This window comes from Bacillus sp. FDAARGOS_235 (assembly GCF_002073415.2).
In the GTDB taxonomy this organism is placed as follows: domain Bacteria; phylum Bacillota; class Bacilli; order Bacillales; family Bacillaceae_G; genus Bacillus_A; species Bacillus_A toyonensis.
The window spans coordinates 3,064,322-3,084,639 of the sequence record NZ_CP020437.2 but is presented as its reverse complement, the minus strand read 5'-3'; the positions used below and the strand labels follow the sequence as shown (position 1 = coordinate 3,084,639).

Sequence of the window (20,318 nt, the reverse complement as noted above, 5' to 3'; positions counted from 1 at the left end):
CCCTTTATAAAGCACGGCTAATAACAAGTTTTTGTATCTCACTCGTTCCTTCATAAATTTGCGTAATCTTCGCATCACGGAAAAATCTCTCTACCGGATAATCTTTCGTATAACCGTAACCGCCAAATACTTGTACCGCTTCAATTGCAACTTCAACTGCTGTCTTAGAAGCAAATAACTTCGCAATAGACGCTTCTTTACCGCATGGTAATCCTTGTGCTCTAAGCGATGCAGCCCTATATACAAGTAATCGTGCCGCCTCCACACTTGTCGCCATATCTGCAAGTTTGAAGCCAATCCCTTGCTGCGCCGCAATCGGCTTCCCGAATTGCTCTCGTTCCTTTGCATAATCTATCGCACATGCGAGCGCTGCTTCCGCGATCCCTAACGCCTGCGCCCCGATTCCAATTCGTCCAACATCTAAATTCGCCATCGCTACCTTGAATCCTTGTCCCTCTTCACCGAGTAAATTCTCAGCCGGCACTATCATATCTTCGAACGTAAGTTGAACTGTACGAGAACCGAGAAGTCCCATCTTATGTTCATCTTTTCCGATAATTAAGCCTGGCGTATCTTTCTCTACAATAAATGCAGAAATACCACTTTTTCCTGCATCTGGATTTGTAGAAGCGAAAACGATGTATGTACTTGCTTCGCCGCCATTTGTAATAAATACTTTCGATCCATTAATGATGTAATTATCACCTTTCTTGACAGCTCGTGATTTCAAACTCCCTGCATCTGATCCAGCATTTGGCTCAGTTAAGGCGAATGCACCTAAATATTCACCAGCCGCAAGCTTAGAAACATATTTCTGCTTCTGCTCTTCTGTTCCAAAGTATAAAATCGGGTTCATTCCAACTGACGTATGTACAGCTAAAATTACACCAACCGTTGCGCTTACTTTTGAGATTTCCTCAATTGCTAAAATGTAAGAAATAAAATCCATTTCTGCGCCGCCGTATTTTGCAGGCGCTGGAATACCCATTAATCCAAGCTCACCCATCTTTTGCAAAATCTCTGTCGGGAACACCCCTTGTTCCATGCTAGGAACAAAGGGTGCTATTTCCTTCTGTGCAAAATCCCTAACCATTTTCCTCATCATCTGTTGCTCTTCATTAAAACGAAAGTTCATATACTCCGCCTCCATTTGCTATATATCTTTTAACAATTTGGTAAGACCACTACTCTATACAAGGAGGGATTTACTCATAAACGTAGAAACCACGGCCCGTTTTACGCCCTAACCATCCTGCATTTACGTACTTACGTAGTAATGGACATGGGCGATATTTACTATCTCCTAATCCTTCATGCAACACTTCCATAATGTATAAACACGTATCTAAACCGATAAAATCAGCTAGTGTCAGAGGCCCCATTGGATGATTCATCCCAAGTTTCATTACTTCATCAATCGCTTCTTTCGTCGCTACACCTTCATATAACGTATAAATTGCTTCGTTAATCATCGGTAATAAAATACGATTCGATACAAATCCCGGGAAATCATTTACTTCAACTGGCACTTTTCCGATTTTTTTCGTAATATCTTCAATCGTTTCATAAACTGTATCATCTGTAGCTAAACCACGAATAATTTCAACGAGCTTCATAACGGGAACTGGATTCATAAAGTGCATACCGATTACTTTTTCTGGGCGTTTCGTTACCGCTGCAATTTCAGTAATTGGAAGAGATGACGTATTCGTTGCTAAAATTGTATGATCTGGAGCAATTTCATCTAAATTCGCAAATATTTTCTTTTTAATATCCATTTTCTCAACAGCTGCTTCAATAACAAGATCAGCTTCTTTCACACAATCTAAATCAAGAGTTACTGTAAGACGATTTAACGTTTCCTCTTTCTCTTCTTCCTTCATGCGTCCTTTTTCTACTTGACGCACTAAGTTTTTCGTAATGATAGCTAACCCTCTATCTAATTGCTCTTGTTTTAAATCTTGAATCTTCACATCATATCCTGCCATTGCACACACTTGCGCAATTCCCGATCCCATTTGTCCCGCACCAATTACAACTATTTTTTGTACACCCATTCTTTCTTCCCCCTTAATATAAGTCTGTAATAAATGAATCGTTTTCTCGCCGTAAATTAATGAACCTCAATCATAACTGCATCACCTTGACCGCCACCGCTACAAATCGAAGCAATTCCAATTCCGCCGCCGCGCTGCTTCAGTGCATGGATAAGTGTAACGATAATACGCGCTCCGCTTGCTCCAATTGGGTGTCCCATTGCTACCGCGCCGCCATTTACATTCAATTTTTCTGGGTCAATACCTGCAATCTCTGTACTCGCAATTGCTACTGCCGCAAACGCTTCATTAATCTCGAATAAATCGATGTCTTCAATTGTCTTGCCGGTCTTTTTCAATAATTCGTTAATTGCATAACCTGGCGTTCTTGGGAAATCTTTTGATTCTACCGCGATTGCCGTATGTGCTAAAATCGTCGCCAAAGGCTTTCTTCCTTCTTGCTTCGCTCTGTCCTCGCTCATTAATACAAGTGCAGCACCGCCATCATTCAGTCCTGGAGCGTTACCAGCTGTTACTGACGATGTCTTATCAAATACAGGTTTTAATTTCGCTAACTTTTCAATTGTTGTATCTTCACGCGGCGCCTCATCTTTAGCAACGACGATAGGATCGCCTTTTCTTTGCGGAATTGTTACTGGTACAATTTCCTCTTCAAAACGCCCTTCTTTATGCGCTGAAACCGCACGCTGATGACTACGATATGCCCATTCATCTTGGGCTTCGCGAGAGATTCCGTCTTCCTTCGCAACTTCGCCGCCATAAACGCCCATGTGTATGCCTGAAAATGCGCATGTTAAACCATCTGCCACGTTTAAATCGATAACTTCGTTGTTACCCATTCTGTATCCCCATCTTGCACCTCGTAAAATGTAAGGACTGTTACTCATTGATTCCATTCCACCAGCTACAATAAGTGATTGATCACCAGTACGAATAATTTGATCTGCTAACGTAACCGCACGAAGTCCCGATGCACAAACTTTATTTACTGTTTCCGTCTGCACTTCCCAAGGGATTCCAGCAGCTCTCGCAGCTTGACGAGATGGAATTTGCCCCTGTCCACCTTGAATAACCGTTCCAAATATAACTTCTTCAACATCACTAGCAGAAACATCTGCTCTTTCAAGCGCTGCTTTAATTGCAATTCCTCCAAGTTCTGTTGCCTTCACATCTTTTAAAGATCCTCCAAATTTTCCAACCGGTGTTCTTGCAGCACTTAAAATAACTGTCTTATTCATATTTCTTTCCCCCGTTTCTTTTTTAGTACCGAGCGCTCGCTCGGTATCCTTGCGTTGAGAAGAGGTGCAATAATTGCACCTCTTTCTAAAGTTGTATACATGCTTACAAACTACATTGCTTCTTTCTTCTGTCCGATAACAGATCGTTCTAAAATCTCTGTTACATCAAGTGTTTGAACTTTCTCTTCTACTTCCTTCGCTTTCGTCCCATCACTAATCATCGTTAAGCAATACGGACAACCTGTACCGATAATGGATGGTTGCACAGCTAGTGCTTGTTCTGTACGAGCAACGTTAATACGAGAACCCGTTGTCTCCTCCATCCACATTAAGCCACCACCTGCGCCACAGCACATTCCTGTTTCACGGTTACGTGCCATTTCTACAAGATTCACACCAGGAATTGCTTTCAAAATATCGCGCGGTGCTTCGTACACTTCGTTGTATCGTCCTAAATAACAGGAATCATGGTACGTAACTGTCTCCTCAATAGCGTGAACAGGTTTTAAGAGTCCTTCTTTCACCCACTGAGCTAACAATTCTGTATGATGATAGACTTCTGCTTGTAAGCCAAAGTCTGGATACTCATTTTTGAATGTGTTATAAGCGTGAGGATCAATCGTAACGATTTTCTTCACTCCTGCTTTTTCAAATTCTTCGATATTCTTTGTTGCCATCTCTTGGAATACGAACTCATTTCCAAGGCGGCGCGGTGTATCTCCAGAGTTCTTTTCTTTATTACCAAGAATCGCGAATGAGACGCCTGCTTCGTTCATTAACTTCGCAAACGATATCGCAATCTTCTGACTACGATTGTCGTATGATCCCATCGAACCTACCCAGAATAAATATTCGAACTCCTCGCCAGCTTTTGATTTTTCTTTTACAGTCGGAACTGTTACTTCATCATCACCTTGGCGCCATGTTTCACGCTCTTTACGGTTCAGACCCCATGGATTCCCTTGACGCTCGATATTCGTCATCGCACGCTGCGCTTCCGCATCCATCTTTCCTTCTGTTAAAACAAGATAGCGGCGTAAATCAATAATTTTGTCAACATGCTCATTCATAACCGGACACTGATCTTCACAGTTACGGCACGTTGTACAAGCCCAAATTTCTTCTTCTGTAATAACATCTCCGATTAAACTCGGATCGTAAGCTAGCGCTGTAGCTGCTGATTCTTGCTGCCCTTTTCCAGCTGCCATCATCGCTAATTGATTTCCTTGTGTATTATTAAAAGCAACTACTGGAACCCAAGGTGCTTTCGATGTTACCGCCGCTCCTTTATCAGTTAAATGATCCCGAAGTTTTAAAATTAAATCCATCGGTGATAACATTTTTCCTGTTCCTGTTGCCGGACACATATTTGTACAGCGCCCACACTCTACGCAAGCGTATAAATCAATAAGCTGATTTTGTCTAAAGTCTTCAATTTTACCAACACCAAATGTTTCTTGCGTTTCATCTTCAAAATCAATCTTTTCAAGCTTCCCTGGATTTGAGAGACGACCGAAGAAAACGTTAGCTGGTCCAGCAATTAAATGTGCATGTTTTGATTGTGGAACATAGACTAAAAATGTTAACAAAATTAGTAGATGCACCCACCAAGAAAAATAGAACACTGAAATGGCTACGGTTTCATTTATTCCCGAGAAAACGTAAGCGATTGCAGAAGCGATCGGTTCACTCCATGAAAGTTCCTCGCCGTGCCATATAATTCCCATCCCATTACCAAGTAGTACAGAAATCATTAAACCACCGATAAAGATAAGAACAAGACCTGATTTAAAATTACGTTTCAAACGAACTAGCTTCTCAACATAACGTCTATGAAAAGCCCAAAAGACTGCGATTAATATAACGAGTGTGACAATTTCCTGGAAGAATGTAAATGCAGGGTATAGTGGTCCAAGTGGAAGATGCGATCCTGGTGCGAGTCCTTTCCAAACGAAGTCAATTGCTCCAAATTGGACAAGAATAAATCCGTAAAAAAACATAACGTGAATAATGCCGCTCTTTTTATCTTTCAGCAGCTTTTTCTGACCGAAAACATTGACCTTAAGAAGATCCCAACGTTCTTTGAAGCGACGGTCAAATTCAATCTTTTTTCCTAATTGTATGTAGGCCATTCTCGTTCGTATAAGATATACAAACAAATATCCCGCATAAGCAATAACAGCAATGGCAGCCAGCCAATTAATGATCAGTAAGCTATTCATTTTTATGCTACCCCTCTCTTTGTAAGCCTTCTTTCTTTTTTAGAATCTTCAAAAACATATAATTTTCTGAATTTTATCCCCTACCTTCATTATATAATGAGTGAGCATTCAGTCAACAGTTTTTTGTTATACAACAACATATTTTTTAATAAACCTGTTTATTTGGGTGAAACTATAAAGTGAAACTTTAGTCAGTGGGGACTGTCCATCCCCCACTAATTATTAGTTAAATCAATCGGGCTTTTACGGGCAGTTGATTTCAACCGAGCTTCCTCGTATTCAGCGGATTTTAAGGCGATTGTCTTACTGCCCGTTGAAGCGGGATAAAGTGAAACCTTAATGAACAAACCGGGCTATCTTCTAGTTAAATTTTTGGTAGCATTCTTACTCCCCATATCATTTGTAACACACTGAAGGTGAAAAGAATGCAAAGGAGGGACTTCACTCATGTTCTATTTCTCTCTCTTATTCATATGCGTTACTCTTTGGATCACAATTGACCTTTCATATGGGAGACTTCTTCATTTAAAACGTGTGCGTTCCCGTACTTTCCCTTTACGTCAAAGTGATTTTCACCTTTATACATATGGGAAAGATTTATACGATGCTTTATTTACTGATATAAAACAAGCCCAGCACCACATTCACGTTTTATTCTTCATTGTAAAAAACGATAAGATCAGTCGTGAATTTTTAAAGTTACTTATTGATAAGGCAAAAGAAGGCATTGAAGTAAGACTGTTACTTGATCGATTTGGTAGCCATTATTTATCAAATGAAGCAATTCGTTCCCTACAAAAACATGGTGTCTCTTTTTCTTTTTGTCATAAAGTCAGATTCCCTTTCCCTTTCTTTTCTGCCAATCAACGCAATCATAGAAAAATTACAGTGATTGACGGGAAAATTAGTTATATTGGGGGATTTAATATCGGCGAGGAATATTTGGGACATAATGAGCAATTAGGATTATGGCGAGACTATCATTTACGTCTTACAGGAGAAGGCGTTCAAGATTTACAAAAACAATTTTTACATGACTGGTTGGATGATACGAACCAAAATTTATTGGATGCTCCTCTTTATTTTCCGAAACAGGAACCTGGTACCATCCTACATCAATTCATTCCAACCGATGGTGCCTATTTACAACATACCTTTTTACATTTAATTAAAAGTGCGAAAAAGGAACTTTTTATCGGTACACCATATTTCATTCCTGGCAAAAAAATTATGAACGCTCTATTAAAAGCACGAGAAAGAGGGGTCCAAATAACAATTCTCGTTCCAGAAAAGGCTGATCATGCCCTCGTTCGAGAAGCGAAATTCCCGTACTGCCGAAAGTTAATACGGGCTGGTTGCAATATTTACGCATTTCAACAAGGTTTTTTTCACGCTAAAGTTATTATAGTGGACGATGATATTTGCGATGTTGGAACTGCAAACTTTGATATGAGAAGTTTATATAGTAACCATGAAATCAACTGCCTCTTATACGATAGGCACTTCATACAGGTGGTAAAAAATAAATTCCATGAAGATTTAAAAAATGCGTCATTACTTTCCTATGACGATGTTAGCCCGCTTTCCCTTATAGATAGAGGAAAGGAATGGATAGGAACGATACTTGCTTTCTTCTTATAAGAAAGGTGATGAATAAAAGAGGTGTATTCCTTATGATTATGCGGTTTGGATACGTCTCACATGCAATGGCATTGTGGGACTGTTCTCCTGCTAAAACGATGACATTTACAACTTTTAAAAAACTCAATAAACAAGAGCGAGAGGATAAACTGTACGATGTTACAAGGCAAAATTTAGAACATACAATACGTATCCTTCATTACAATATCGCACATGAAATCCCATTATATCGTCTTTCTTCTTCCATCGTTCCACTTGCAACACACCCTGAAGTTGAATTTGATTATATTGGAGCATTCATGCCGCTTTGGCGTAAAATAGGGTCGTTAATTCAAGAGCACAATTTACGAGTAAGTTTTCACCCAAATCAATTTACATTATTCACAAGCGATAAGCCGCATATTACAACTAATGCAGTTACGGATATGACCTATCATTATAAAGTATTACATGCGATAGGAATTGCAGATTCTTCTTACATTAACATTCATGTAGGTGGTGCCTACGGAAATAAAGAAGCAGCAGTTGGACGCTTCCATGAAAACATAAAAAAACTTCCTGTACATATAAAAAAACAAATGACTCTAGAAAATGATGATAAAACATATACAACTGCTGAAACTTTATCAATTTGCCAAAAAGAAAAGATCCCTTTCGTATTTGATTATCATCATCACATGGCTAATCTTTGCGAAGAATCACTAGAAGAATTACTTCCTGCAATTTTTGAAACTTGGTCACATACAAATATCCCACCTAAAGTTCATATTTCCTCTCCTAAATCAGAAAAAGAATTTAGGGCTCATGCAGATTATATTAATTTAGAATTTATTAAGCCCTTTTTACACATTGCAAAAAAAATTAATTATAATTTTGATATTATGATTGAAAGTAAACAGAAAGATTTAGCAATGTTACAATTAATAAGTGAGCTTTCTTCTATAAAAGGAATCAAAAGAATAAATGGCGCAACATTACAATGGTAAATTGTCATGTTGCGTTGTTTTTTTCAAAAAGTAATTCTTATAGTAAAAAAGTTCCTATTTTATATGATATTATTTAAATTAGCATTTTCATCCTGCGATTCAACTTTATTGAAACGGAGTCATCATATGATTAATCAAAAAAAATATGTACAATTTGTCATGATGTATATAATTGTATTTTCTCTTTGGATATTCCTTATTCCAAATGAGTGGAACATAAAAGAAATTGGAATCCTTTTCTTATTTTGTTTTGCCGCAATCTTTTCTTGTTATTGTTCCTATAAAGCAATTAAAAAAATGAAGCGTGGTGATAAATTATTTTGGGTGTTATTATTATGTACTTGCCTATGTGGATTGGCTATGGAGATAACTTTATTCCTTCATTCACTTTCTATATGCGATCAAGTCCTATTCTCTTATGAGGCACTACCTTTTTTCATCATACAATATATTTTACTCTTTTCTGGATTTGCTATAAAGTTCATAAAACATTACTCTATTAGAGGCCTTGCTCAATTTTCATTCGATAGTATCTTTATCGTTATTATGAATATTTATTTTACCTTAACCTTTATTTTAGATCTTTCAAGCTTTCATACGTTAACAAAGGATACGTGGGTTTTAATTGGATATTTTATTGCACAATCATTAGTCATTTACGCCGTTATTAGCCTATATAGAAGAGAACAATATTCTTCTAGTAGAATTTCATTAATTATTGGCTTTACTATCATTCTTGTATACGGATATATACAGCTATTCCAGTTAAACACAGGAATAAAAACTTCTGCTGAATTCTCTTATTTAATACATACTGCTTCGATTTTATTAATTGGTTTATCGTCCATACTATACATTTTAGATAAGCCAATGCAACATGAAACAAAAACGAAATATTATCGATTTGATTATGTACGCTTTATATTGCCTTATTTTAGTATAATCATTACTTTTTCCTTTATTATCATTCAGCCTTGGGATGATAAATTCATGTTAATTGGTCTTGTATTATCACTTATTTTATTATTCTTGCGACAACTTTACATGTGGAAAGATAATAAAGTCTTAATTGATACATATGAACAGCTGACTACACAACTAGAAGATGAAGTTGAAGAAGGTGCTTCTGCGTTATCAAAAAGTGAACAACGTTATAAATCTTTATTTGAAGATCATCCTGATGCCGTTTTCTCTTTAAATATGCATGGTGTTTTTCAGCAATCTAACACAGCTTGTGAAAGCTTATTTACTGCTTACTATTGTGAAGTAGCAAGCTATTCCCTTCTGCACTTTATTGATCCAAAAGATCATGACTTACTAAAAAGAGCATTACAAATAACAAAAGAAGGTAGACCACAAACTTTAGAGGTTCGTACGAAAGAACAAGAAGGCTATTACTATTACCTTCACATTACACTCATACCTACTTTTATAAATAAAGAAGTTGTTGGGATGTTTGGGATAGCGCGTGATATTACGACTTTATATGAAAAACAAAAACAAGTAGAACATTTGGCATTTCATGATGCACTTACTGGATTACCAAATCGCCGCAAATTCGAAAAAGATTTAAAAACTATTTTAAATACAGCTCAAACTAGCGCAAATGATGTTGCCGTCATGTTTCTTGATTTAGATCGATTTAAAAAAATTAACGATCGACTCGGTCATGATGTCGGAGACTTATTACTAATTGAAGTAGCAAAAAGGTTACGCGGATGTTTGCGTTCAAAAGATATCGTTGCCCGCCAAGGCGGAGATGAGTTTACAATTCTATTACCAGATATGTACTCAGAAAAAAGTGCGGCTTTTATAGCTGAACAGATTTTAACTATTTTAAACAAACCATTCTTCATTAAAGATGAAGAACTATCTGTTACACCGAGTATCGGCATTGCAATGTATCCTGATTACGGAACCGATGTAACTGAATTAATGAAAAATGCCGATTTAGCTATGTATCGTGCGAAAGCAAATGGAAAAAACAGATTTGTTTTCTTCTCGAAAGAAATGAGTATTGCACAAAATGAGATTGAGTTCTTAGAAGGTGAACTTTCAAAAGCATTACAACAAAATGAATTTTTCCTTGAATACCAACCACAAGTAAGCACAAAAACAAAACAAATTATCGGTTTTGAAGCGTTAATTCGTTGGAAACATCCAAAACTCGGTATCGTATCTCCTGCCCAATTTATTCCTCTAGCAGAGGAAACAGGATTTATTATTGAACTTGGAAATTGGATTTTACGTACTGCCTGCTCAGAAGCAAAAAGATGGCATAATCAAGGTTTTTCTCACTTAAAAGTTGGTGTGAATTTATCTGTTGTTCAATTTAACCATACAGATTTAATCCCAACTATTTCAAAGGTGTTGAAAGAAACAGAACTAAAACCGGAAGCACTAGATATTGAAATTACAGAAAGTATCGCTATTAACCAAAATCAATCTGTAGTTGCAAAGCTAGAGCAGCTTCAAAATCTCGGTATTCAAATTTCAATAGATGACTTTGGAACTGGTTATAGTTCTTTAGCTTATTTAACAAAATATCCAATCAACACATTAAAAATTGCTCGAGAATTTATTTGTGGAATTACAACAAGTCCTTTAGAGGAAGCAATTATCTCTTCCATTATTACACTATCAAAAGAATTAAATTTAGAAGTTATTGCAGAAGGTGTAGAAACAGAAGAACAATGGAAATTTCTTTATGAACAAAACTGTGACCACATTCAAGGATTCTTTATTAGCAAACCTGTTTCTAGTAAAGACGTTTGGATGTTACTCCATAAAAAAACAACCGCCTAAGTAAGACGGTTGTTTTTTAGTACTCATAAGGTACCTCTTGAGCTAATTGTACCTCTTGATCATTATGAGAAATTATTTGGCTTTTCTCTAATGCTATATCTCCTAATGAAATACCCCATGCCATCGCTAACGTTAATAGACTACCAATAAGCAGTTTCTTCATATTCCATCACCTGCATTTTTTCTTTAAATATACCATGAAAATTTATCCACATTTTATGCAATTATGCATATTTGTTTTTTAGGTCTTTTTTATTTTTTCATTTTTTTCATAAGTGATTCTTTTAATGCGTGGTTTCCTAACATATCAAAAAAGAAGCATGCTTTTTCGTAAGCATCTTCAATTTCTGCTCTATCAGACCCTAGCTTTGCTAGGCATTCACCTTTTCGAAAGTATAGCTGTCCAATCAATGTCATACTATTAATTTGACACGATAGTTCAATAGCTTTATTTGCGTGGCAAAGCGCTTCTTCGTATTGATTATCTGAGTATAATGCTTTTGCATGATTATGTCTCACCTTTACATCAAATTCTTTATTATCATGCAATGTCTCTAACTGTTTTAATATATTTTCAAATAACTCAATAGCCTTCTTCAAATAGCCATTTTCAGCATAAATGTTTGCAATTGCGTTTTCAATATAAAGATTCTGATATACATCTATTCCTGCCAATTGTTGATTGAGCAATTTCTTTAATTCTAAAATACAATATTCGTAATCAATTTTTTTCAATACGTAAGCTGCTACATGATATTGCCATTGAAGAAATTGCTGAAGCTCGGGATGATATTCTTCCTTTTTCAGTTCATTCCATACCCTATTATAAATTTCTTTATATTTTTTTTGCTTACAAAGCATAATAATTCGATCTTTTAACTGCTTATTCCTCTCAATATCAGAATAAATGAGTACCTCATAAAAATGAATAATGGGAACTTGTAATTTTGCTGCTATACCTTGCAATATATCCATACTTGGGTATACCGCACCCGATTCAATTCTACTCACTTCTGATTGATGACATATGTTCTCGGATAACTGTTTTTGTGTTAATCCTCTCATCACCCTAATTTTCTTAATTTCAATTCCTAATTTTTCTGCGTGCATACTTACTCACCATCCCATTATAACAATCTAATTTTTTGAGTTGTCATACCACTACAATAATGTGAATTCGACAATTTTTGATATGAAATAATGCATAATATATATAAAATCTGGCAAATGTTTCATACAATTCATCTCACATACAATAGATTAGGAGTGTTATAGATGAATTATAGAAAACTTGCTAGTGCATTCGTTACATTCGGTCTCCTTTGTCCTTTATCCACAGAAGCTATTCATGCCCAAGAATTAAACAAAAATGAAGTGAAAGTTGAAATTGCTCAGCCTGGTTTAACAATCGGAAAATTAACAGAACCTCAAAATGATACGAAAGAGAATATTGCTAAAAAATATTTAAAAGGTGAGGTAAACGGGGCTAAAGCTCAACAAGAGCAAGTTACAACTGAAAAAAATGTTGATTTTCAACCTACAAATAAAGAAACAAAAGAAAATCAAACCGAAGTTCGCCTTGCACAAACTTACAAAAACTATAAAGTATATGGTCAAGATCTTATTGTAAACGTAGATAAAAATGGAGTAATTACAACTGTTAGTGGTAAAGTTGTCCAAAATTTAGACCAACAACCTAATCTTACTATAACAAATTTTTTGTCGAAAAATGAAGTAAAATCTAAATTACGCGATATACTTCAAATTCCAAGCGATGCGACTGAGACAGAATTCACCAACGAAACCGTTGTTTATAAGAAAAAAGATGGATATTACACATTTGCAACTGTTATTACCTTTACTTACGAAAACAATGAACAAATTATAAACGGTAATGCAATCCTTGATTTAAAAACTGGCGAGGTACTTTTCCAAGAAAAATTCATTAAAAATAAAGAGAATAAAACTATAAATCAAGTAACATCACCTAGACTATCCCTCGCAAGTGAGCAAGGAACTGGGAAAAATGCACTTCAAGAAAACATCTCTTTCAATATCGCCAAAGGGACTGACGGAAAATTTTATTTAGCTGATTTATCACGCGGAACTGGCATATATATTTATAATGCAAACTATGCGGACTCTCTCGGCGGATATAGTCAAGCTGGTTATCCAGGGACACTAGTTTCAAGTAGCACTCCTAACTTTGCAGATAAAGAAGCAGCGGGTGCTATGAAGAATATGAGTGATATTTATGACTACTTCAAAAAAGAACATAATCTAAAAAGTTACGATAATAAAGATTCAAAAGTTGTTGCTAGTGTACACGGTTTTGATTCTACTGAAGTTAGTGATGGTGTAAAAGAAGATTATGTAAATGCATTTTGGCACCCTGCTTGGAATCAAATGGTATTTGGTGATGGTTTAAACGGAAAGCTCACTTCAGCCCTTGATGTAACAGCCCATGAATTTGGACATGCTGTATTCAGCGGTACGACAAAGAATAAAATTGTGAGATATCCAAGCGCTGAAACATCTGCGTTAAACGAGGGACTAGCAGATTTCTGGGGCACACAAATCGAATATTATGTAAAGAAAGATAAGGGAAACTGGATTATGGGCGATACACTAGGTGGCCTAACAATCCGTGACATCCCGGGAGAAATTGGTGACGGTGGTCATAAATTATATACAAACTTACAAGATTTTTATAACGATGGAAATAATCAAGAGTCTCACGTAAATTCTGGTATCATCAGCCACGTATTATATCAATTAGCTGAAGGTAAAACATATAACAATGTTGCTGTTCAAAAACAAGGCAACGAAAAAGTAAGTAAAGTTGTTATGCGCACATTGCAAAATTACGCAACTTCAGCTGAAGATTTTGAATCACTCCAATCCCACATCGTACAAGCTGCAAAAGATTTATACGGAAATGCCGTATCAAATGAATTTGCAAAAGCATTTGAAGCACATGGTTATAAACCATTACAAAAAATAAATAGAGTAATAGAAGTATAATAATAAAAAAGAAGTTTACCGTTCGTAGGTAAACTTCTTTTCATATCCATCCCTTTTCTTCCGCAATTGTAATTGCCTCAATTCTATTTTTCGCATCGAGCTTCGTTAACACTTCAGAAATATAATTACGTACTGTGCCCGGTGAAAGATAAAGTGTTTTCGCAATTTCATTTGCAGTCTTTCCTTCTTTAGCAAGTAACAATACTTCTTTTTCACGATCTGACAACGGATTTTGCTCCTGCCATAAACCAAACATTAAATCTTGAGAAACCTCTCGTTTTCCCTTCATTACATTACGAATCGCTGCGGCTAAATCTTCACTTGGGCTATCTTTTAACAAATATCCGTGCACACCAGCTTTCATTGCTCGTTCAAAATAACCAGGTCTTGCAAATGTTGTTAAAATCATTACTTTGCATGATGATTTTTCTTTCTTTAAAGTCTCAGCGACATCCAATCCACTTTGAATCGGCATTTCAATATCCATAATACTTACATCTGGCTTTAACGATTCAATTAATTTTAACGCCTCTTCTCCGTTCGCAGCTTGCCCAATCACTTCCATATCATCTTCTAAATCAAGTAGGGCTCCTAATGCACCACGAAGCATCCGTTGATCTTCCGCAATAATAATTCGAATCATACCCTCACCTCATCTTTTCCTGTTCTAATGACCACTGGTACTTTTACTGTTAATAGCGTCCCTGAATGTATCGTATTTAGTTCAACAAATCCATCAATAAGAGCAATTCGTTCTTTCATGCCGCGAATACCATTTCCATCATTGTTTTGATCCTCTAAACCAATTCCGTTATCTTCTACTTTCAAAATCAGTTCACCTTGTGATTCTAATACAGAAACTGTACACTGCGTCGCCTTACTATGTTTTACAACATTCGTCACAGCCTCACGTAAACACATGCCTAAAATATTTTGTTCAATCGGTGATAACGAACTTGCACTCGCTTCTTGTTCTATTTCTAACTCAATGTTAGCAGCTTGTAAGATCGCTTTTATTTGCTCAAGCTCTTCTTCTACTGTAATCATGCGCATATCAGAAATTAATTCCCTCAGCTGTTTTAAAGCGGTACGAGATGTTTGTGTAATTTCCTTTGCTTCCACACTTGCACGCTCTGGATTTTTTACGATTAACTTCTCAACAAGCTGGCTTTTTAACGTAATAAGAGATAACGTATGACCTAACGTGTCATGAAGATCCCGTGCAATTCGCTGCCGTTCTTCACGTTTTACTAAATCTTTAATTTGCTCATTCGCTTCGTTTAATTGGTTCTTTAACATCTTTTTCTGATTAAAATTACGCATACCAAATGGCGTAAGAAGCATTAAAATAAACATCGGAACGATATTTACTAAATTTGCCGGTGTTAGTTGATTCATATTTACAAATACAAATGCTCCGAGCATTACAACTAACAGACATAGTAGCACTCGAAATACTTTCTTACTTGGCGCAAAGCCCATCGCACTTGCCGTGAAAAAGCCAAAGAATATCATGAAAGGATTATAAAATATGGCAAATAAAAAGGTTAATATCATTTGAATAAACGCCCACAAAACGAACGTCTTCTGAACAAAATAAAGTTGACGGTATGTGATAATGAAGACTATCAACATACCGATCCCCATTACAAGTTTCCATCCTGATACTTGTGTTAAATTATAAATTGGAAATAACAAATATACGAGCCACATATACGGAAAAAAACCCATATGTTTCGGAAAAATTTCCATCCTCTTCTCTATCATTTATACCGCTTCCTGTCTTTTTCTTATATATATTGATACTACAACAAATATAAGGAAATAACCTCCTAATACCGCGATATTTTCCCATCCAATTGATTTTCCAGCTACAATATCCCACGCACCGCTTCCAAAATGATATGTCGGTGTCCATTCACCAATCGTTCTTAATATTTTCGGGAATACTTCAATCGGCATCCATAACCCGCCAATTACAGCTAAACTCATATTTAAAATATTTGCTAGGCCAGCAGCTGCATCCGCCTTCTTAATGGAACCTATTACTGTTCCGAGTGCTAAAAATGGTGTCACACCTAACAATAACCATAATCCAGCACCAATCCATTGTCCTACCGTTAACTCAACATGATTAATTAATATCCCTGCCATAAAAATAACTAAGATTGAAAAAGCATTTACTACTGTTTGAGCGATAATTTTTGCTGTTAAATACGCCCCTTCAGGAAGCGGTGTAATTTTTAGAAGATGTGTCCAACCTTGCCCTCTTTCCTGAGAAAGTCTCACACCAAAACTAAAAAGTGCAGTCCCTACAATACTAAAAGTCGCCATAGAAATTAAATAATGTGCTTTCCACGCATCTCCGTTTTGTGGCACTTGCACAACATTTGTGAAAATGTAGTAAAACATAACTGGCATTAATAATGAGAAAAAGATAAATAATTTATTACGGAACGTACGTAAAATTTCTATTTTGCATTGCATCCATAAAGCTTTCATGCAATTTCCCCCTTTTGATTTGCGACAAACTGTTCAAATGCTTCATCGAGACTTCCACGTTCAACTGAAACATTTGTTACAGGTAGATTCTTCTGATAAATTGCTTGTAGAGTGGCATCTGTATCTTCCGTCGTTAAAGTGAAGCGCCCTTCATTTGACTGTACTTCTGTTACATGCGGTAATTCCTTTAGTAAACTCTTAGGGATTTTTTCTTTCGAATAAAACGAGATCGTTTTTCGAGAAATCGTCGCTTTCATTTCATCTGGTGTGCCATCTGCGATAATATTTCCGTTCGCAAACAATAAAATACGATTCGCCAACGCATCTGCTTCCTCTAAATAATGTGTTGTTAAAATAATCGTTTTCCCTTCACTTGCTAACGTTTTAATCGTTTCCCAAAACGTTCTTCGAGACGTAATATCCATTCCAACTGTCGGCTCATCTAAAAATAACAAATCTGGATTTCCAGCAAGTGCGAGTGCAAAATTTAATCTTCTTTTTTGCCCACCTGATAACTTTTCACATCTTTGCTTTCGCTCTGATTCCAAATTTGATAACTGTAGTAATGTTTCTTTCGCTACCGGGTTTGTATAATAACTGCGGAATAGCTCAATTGCCTCTTCCACTGTAATGCTATCAATCACACTTACTTCTTGTAACATTGCCCCAAGGCTATTACGAACGCCTCTATGCTTTGGACTCTTTCCAAATATAGAAACTGTCCCTTCTGTAGGATCTTTTAATCCAAGCATCATCGAAATCATCGTCGTCTTCCCCGCACCATTTGGTCCAAGTAATGCTACTATTTCCCCTTTATCCACGTGAAATGAAACGTTACTTACTGCGTTTTTATGTTTAAATGTTTTAGTAACACCATTTATCTCAATAACCTTTTCCATCTCTCCACCCCCGCTGTTTCTTATATTTACATTGTATTCCTTGGAAAAGTTAGGAAACAGTATGATGCGTCATGACATCGATATGACAATTGTCATGTATTCTTTGTGTGAGTAATCAACCCGCATACCGCAAGCGAGTAGCAGGACGAAAATAAACATGATACAATCGGGTAAGATATATATTCGAGGAAGGACAGTGGTTTTCATGATTATTCGTAATGAACAGGATTTAGAAAGCTTACGAAAAATCGGCCGCATCGTTGCGCTTGCACGTGAAGAAATGAAAAAAGAAGCGAAGCCAGGTATGACAACGAAAGAGCTTGATTTGATCGGTAAAAAAGTATTAGATGAGCATGGTGCTATTTCTGCACCTGAAAAAGAATATGATTTCCCTGGTGTAACTTGCATTAGTGTAAATGAAGAAGTTGCTCACGGCATTCCAGGAGATCGTGTATTAAAAGAAGGCGACTTAGTAAACGTCGACGTATCTGCCGCACTTGATGGTTATTATGCAGATACGGGTATCTCATTTGTACTTGGGAAAGACGAAGAAAAAGAAAAACTTTGCCAAGCAGCTGTTGACGCATTTTGGGCAGCAATGAAAAAAGTTAAAGCTGGTTCAAAACAAAATCAAATTGGTCGTGCGGTTTCAAACTTCGCACATAAAAGTGGATACAATGTTATTCAAAACTTAACTGGTCATGGTATCGGTCTTAGTTTACATGAAGCACCAAACCACATTTTAAGCTATTATGATCCAATAGATAGTGCACTTCTAAAAGACGGTCTTGTTATCGCTGTAGAGCCATTTATCTCTATGAAAGCTGATCATATTATCGAGCGCGGTGATGACGGTTGGACATTCGTTACTCCTGACAAAAGCCTTGTTGCACAATGTGAGCATACAGTTGTCGTAACACGTGGTGAGCCGATAATTTTAACAGAAATATAAAAAATAGCCGTTTGGTAGCAGAAACCTACCAAACGGCTATTTTTTATTACTTTTAGGTATGCAAAAATTTATATAAATAAAAGGTGATGCATCAAAGCATCACCTTTTTAACGGGGTGAGGCTGCCCAAAAGTACGGAAAACCTTTGAACAGCCTCGTATTTTCATATGGATGCCTTACATATATCACTGATGATAATTATGAAATGCGGAAACATATTTATCATCACATGATTCAAACATGAGAAAAGAAACCCTACAGTGGATTCTTTTCTCTACATAATCTAAAGTTTGGGTACACTAGATTCATGCAATTTAGGAGCTTTCCAAGCAGAAAGCGAACCTTCATTTAAAATGATAGCATACATATCTCCATCAAAAATATGCAAATATGCATATAGTATTTTTTATTTATCAATGTCAGAATATTGAAAAATAAAAAATATAAAGGTAAAATAAAGTCGTTATCCGTCTTCTTTTGTCAGTCAGAGAGAATAGAAGAATAGGAGAGGAAAAAATGAAAAAATCTTTAAAACAAAAAATAGTAAGCTCTTTACTTGCTGTATCACTCGCTGTTAGCTTGGCTCCAATTGGACAAGTCAAAGCTGATTCCACGTCAGAAATCACACAGACTTCACCTATCACAAAACAAGTTGATGCAAGTCGCGCCATCGAACACATCCGTTTCTTATCCGAAACAATTGGTCCTCGCCCTGGTGGAACAAAATCAGAAGAATGGGGTTCTCGCTACGTTGGTATGCAACTTAAATCAATGGGTTATGAAGTAGAATATCAGCCATTTCAAGTGCCGGATCAATACGTTGGCTTTATTGAATCCCCATTATCCACAAAGCGTAATTGGCAAGCTGGCGCTGCTCCTAACGCACTAATTTCTACAGAAACTGTTACAGCTCCTCTTATCTTTGTTCAAGGTGGGACAAAATTAGAGGATATTCCAAATGAAGTAAATGGAAAGATTGTTCTATTTGAAAGAGGAACAACAGTTGCAGACTACAATAAACAAGTTGAAAACGCTGTTAGTAAAGGAGCAAAAGGTGTTCTTTTATACAGTTTAATTGGCGGTCGTGGAAACTACGGACAAACTTTCAATCCTCGCCTAACGAAAAAGCAGTCTGTCCCTGTCTTCGGTCTTGCTTATGCGCAAGGAAATGCATTTAAAGAAGAAATCGCTAAAAAAGGGTCAACAATTCTTTCCCTAAAAGCGAGACATGAATCTAATTTAAAATCCTTAAACGTCATCGCTAAAAAGAAACCAAAAAACAGTACAGGTAATGAAAAAGCTGTCGTTGTAAGTTCGCACTATGATAGTGTCATTGGAGCACCTGGAGCAAACGATAATGCTTCTGGTACAGGATTAGTATTAGAGTTAGCTCGTGCTTTTCAAAATGTAGAAACTGATAAAGAAATTCGTTTTATTGCTTTTGGTTCTGAAGAGACTGGCTTACTCGGCTCCGATTATTACGTTAATAGTCTATCCCAAAAAGAACGTGATCGAATTTTAGGTGTCTTTAACGCAGACATGGTTGCAACAAATTACGATAAGGCAAAAAATTTATATGCTATGACGCCTAACGGTTCTCCAAACCTTGTAACAGACGCAGCCTTGCAAGCAGGTAAACAGTTAAATAATGATCTCGTACAACAAGGGAAATTTGGCTCTAGTGATCATGTACCGTTTGCTGAAGTCGGTATTCCTTCTGCACTATTTATTTGGATGGGCGTCGATAGTTGGAATCCATTAATCTATCATATTGAAAGGGTATATCACACACCCCAAGATAACGTATTAGAAAATATTTCGCTAGAACGTATGAAAATGGCATTAGAGGTCATTGGTACAGGCGTCTATAACAGCCTTCAATCTACCTTGAAAACAGAACAAAAAGCCGCTTAATACTATTTCAAGCCACCGATTAATCGGTGGCTATTTATTGAAAAAGAAAAAAAAACAAATATGCATAAAAGCATATTTA

Annotated in this window: 15 protein-coding genes and 1 pseudogene; 6 read left to right on the top strand and 10 right to left on the bottom strand. The window is 36.5% G+C overall.

Going from position 1 to position 20,318, the window contains the following annotated elements:
• Positions 1-4: 4 nt before the first annotated feature.
• The 4 genes and pseudogenes from A6J74_RS17765 to A6J74_RS17750 form a co-directional block, all read right to left on the bottom strand.
• Complete coding sequence (locus A6J74_RS17765) at positions 5-1,135, bottom strand: acyl-CoA dehydrogenase (protein ID WP_001011192.1); 1,131 nt, start codon at positions 1,133-1,135, stop codon at positions 5-7.
• 70 nt (positions 1,136-1,205) lie between these two features.
• The gene (locus A6J74_RS17760; protein WP_000538855.1) at positions 1,206-2,057 is read right to left on the bottom strand and encodes a 3-hydroxybutyryl-CoA dehydrogenase; all 852 of its coding nucleotides are present in this window, start codon (positions 2,055-2,057) and stop codon (positions 1,206-1,208) included.
• A gap of 56 nt (positions 2,058-2,113) precedes the next feature.
• Positions 2,114-3,396: pseudogene (locus A6J74_RS17755) on the bottom strand (acetyl-CoA C-acetyltransferase).
• A 9-nt stretch (positions 3,397-3,405) separates the two neighbouring features.
• On the bottom strand, positions 3,406-5,517 hold the full coding sequence (locus A6J74_RS17750; protein WP_001086767.1) for a (Fe-S)-binding protein: 2,112 nt from the start codon (positions 5,515-5,517) through the stop codon (positions 3,406-3,408).
• Between the two features lie 447 nt (positions 5,518-5,964).
• On the opposite strand from A6J74_RS17750, the gene cls reads away from it, so the two are divergent.
• From cls to A6J74_RS17730, 3 genes are all read left to right on the top strand, one after another.
• A complete protein-coding gene (gene cls, locus A6J74_RS17740) occupies positions 5,965-7,158 on the top strand; it encodes a cardiolipin synthase (protein WP_000499186.1) in 1,194 nt (397 codons plus the stop codon).
• Positions 7,159-7,190: 32 nt separating this feature from the next.
• On the top strand, positions 7,191-8,144 hold the full coding sequence (uvsE, locus tag A6J74_RS17735; protein ID WP_000605896.1) for a UV DNA damage repair endonuclease UvsE: 954 nt from the start codon (positions 7,191-7,193) through the stop codon (positions 8,142-8,144).
• A 126-nt stretch (positions 8,145-8,270) separates the two neighbouring features.
• Positions 8,271-10,949 (top strand): DUF4084 domain-containing protein, encoded by a 2,679-nt coding sequence (locus tag A6J74_RS17730; protein WP_000609944.1) that lies wholly within the window; start codon positions 8,271-8,273, stop codon positions 10,947-10,949.
• Positions 10,950-10,965: 16 nt separating this feature from the next.
• Here A6J74_RS17730 and papR read toward each other — a convergent pair whose 3' ends face one another.
• Together papR and A6J74_RS17720 are read right to left on the bottom strand one after the other, a co-directional pair.
• Complete coding sequence (gene papR, locus A6J74_RS17725; RefSeq protein ID WP_000734723.1) at positions 10,966-11,112, bottom strand: quorum-sensing peptide PapR; 147 nt, start codon at positions 11,110-11,112, stop codon at positions 10,966-10,968.
• Positions 11,113-11,201: 89 nt separating this feature from the next.
• Positions 11,202-12,059: a helix-turn-helix domain-containing protein gene (locus A6J74_RS17720; protein WP_000542898.1), complete on the bottom strand. Its 858-nt coding sequence runs from the start codon at positions 12,057-12,059 to the stop codon at positions 11,202-11,204.
• Between the two features lie 165 nt (positions 12,060-12,224).
• On the opposite strand from A6J74_RS17720, the gene A6J74_RS17715 reads away from it, so the two are divergent.
• Positions 12,225-13,973 (top strand): M4 family metallopeptidase, encoded by a 1,749-nt coding sequence (locus A6J74_RS17715; protein WP_001109521.1) that lies wholly within the window; start codon positions 12,225-12,227, stop codon positions 13,971-13,973.
• Positions 13,974-14,013: 40 nt separating this feature from the next.
• Here A6J74_RS17715 and A6J74_RS17710 read toward each other — a convergent pair whose 3' ends face one another.
• Genes A6J74_RS17710 through A6J74_RS17695 form a run of 4 tightly spaced genes read right to left on the bottom strand, consistent with a single transcriptional unit; the run spans position 14,014 to position 17,374 of the window.
• Positions 14,014-14,616 carry a response regulator transcription factor gene (locus A6J74_RS17710; protein WP_000619274.1) on the bottom strand — a complete coding sequence of 201 codons (603 nt, stop codon included), beginning with the start codon at positions 14,614-14,616 and terminating at the stop codon, positions 14,014-14,016.
• On the bottom strand, positions 14,613-15,740 hold the full coding sequence (locus A6J74_RS17705) for a sensor histidine kinase (protein ID WP_000570779.1): 1,128 nt from the start codon (positions 15,738-15,740) through the stop codon (positions 14,613-14,615). Before A6J74_RS17705 ends, A6J74_RS17710 begins: the two co-directional genes overlap by 4 nt.
• Positions 15,741-16,475: an ABC transporter permease gene (locus A6J74_RS17700; RefSeq protein WP_000646291.1), complete on the bottom strand. Its 735-nt coding sequence runs from the start codon at positions 16,473-16,475 to the stop codon at positions 15,741-15,743.
• On the bottom strand, positions 16,472-17,374 hold the full coding sequence (locus A6J74_RS17695; RefSeq protein WP_000416596.1) for an ABC transporter ATP-binding protein: 903 nt from the start codon (positions 17,372-17,374) through the stop codon (positions 16,472-16,474). The genes A6J74_RS17700 and A6J74_RS17695 overlap by 4 nt, the downstream gene beginning before the upstream one ends.
• A gap of 157 nt (positions 17,375-17,531) precedes the next feature.
• Between A6J74_RS17695 and map the strand changes: the two genes are divergently transcribed.
• Both map and A6J74_RS17685 read left to right on the top strand, forming a co-directional pair.
• A complete protein-coding gene (gene map, locus A6J74_RS17690) occupies positions 17,532-18,326 on the top strand; it encodes a type I methionyl aminopeptidase (RefSeq protein ID WP_002109206.1) in 795 nt (264 codons plus the stop codon).
• A gap of 515 nt (positions 18,327-18,841) precedes the next feature.
• Positions 18,842-20,239 carry a M28 family metallopeptidase gene (locus tag A6J74_RS17685; RefSeq protein ID WP_000749152.1) on the top strand — a complete coding sequence of 466 codons (1,398 nt, stop codon included), beginning with the start codon at positions 18,842-18,844 and terminating at the stop codon, positions 20,237-20,239.
• The last annotated feature ends 79 nt before the right edge of the window (positions 20,240-20,318 follow it).

What these genes read in the sequence shown, in the direction of transcription:
- A6J74_RS17730 (WP_000609944.1), top strand. Translation starts at nt 8,271, where the DNA reads ATGATTAATCAAAAAAAATATGTACAATTTGTCATGATGTATATAATT.
- map (WP_002109206.1), top strand. Translation starts at nt 17,532, where the DNA reads ATGATACAATCGGGTAAGATATATATTCGAGGAAGGACAGTGGTTTTC.
- A6J74_RS17715 (WP_001109521.1), top strand. Translation starts at nt 12,225, where the DNA reads ATGAATTATAGAAAACTTGCTAGTGCATTCGTTACATTCGGTCTCCTT.
- A6J74_RS17685 (WP_000749152.1), top strand. Translation starts at nt 18,842, where the DNA reads ATGAAAAAATCTTTAAAACAAAAAATAGTAAGCTCTTTACTTGCTGTA.
- cls (WP_000499186.1), top strand. Translation starts at nt 5,965, where the DNA reads ATGTTCTATTTCTCTCTCTTATTCATATGCGTTACTCTTTGGATCACA.
- papR (WP_000734723.1), bottom strand. Translation starts at nt 11,112, where the DNA reads ATGAAGAAACTGCTTATTGGTAGTCTATTAACGTTAGCGATGGCATGG.
- A6J74_RS17705 (WP_000570779.1), bottom strand. Translation starts at nt 15,740, where the DNA reads ATGATAGAGAAGAGGATGGAAATTTTTCCGAAACATATGGGTTTTTTT.
- A6J74_RS17750 (WP_001086767.1), bottom strand. Translation starts at nt 5,517, where the DNA reads ATGAATAGCTTACTGATCATTAATTGGCTGGCTGCCATTGCTGTTATT.
- A6J74_RS17760 (WP_000538855.1), bottom strand. Translation starts at nt 2,057, where the DNA reads ATGGGTGTACAAAAAATAGTTGTAATTGGTGCGGGACAAATGGGATCG.
- uvsE (WP_000605896.1), top strand. Translation starts at nt 7,191, where the DNA reads ATGATTATGCGGTTTGGATACGTCTCACATGCAATGGCATTGTGGGAC.
- A6J74_RS17720 (WP_000542898.1), bottom strand. Translation starts at nt 12,059, where the DNA reads ATGCACGCAGAAAAATTAGGAATTGAAATTAAGAAAATTAGGGTGATG.
- A6J74_RS17700 (WP_000646291.1), bottom strand. Translation starts at nt 16,475, where the DNA reads ATGAAAGCTTTATGGATGCAATGCAAAATAGAAATTTTACGTACGTTC.
- A6J74_RS17765 (WP_001011192.1), bottom strand. Translation starts at nt 1,135, where the DNA reads ATGAACTTTCGTTTTAATGAAGAGCAACAGATGATGAGGAAAATGGTT.
- A6J74_RS17695 (WP_000416596.1), bottom strand. Translation starts at nt 17,374, where the DNA reads ATGGAAAAGGTTATTGAGATAAATGGTGTTACTAAAACATTTAAACAT.
- A6J74_RS17710 (WP_000619274.1), bottom strand. Translation starts at nt 14,616, where the DNA reads ATGATTCGAATTATTATTGCGGAAGATCAACGGATGCTTCGTGGTGCA.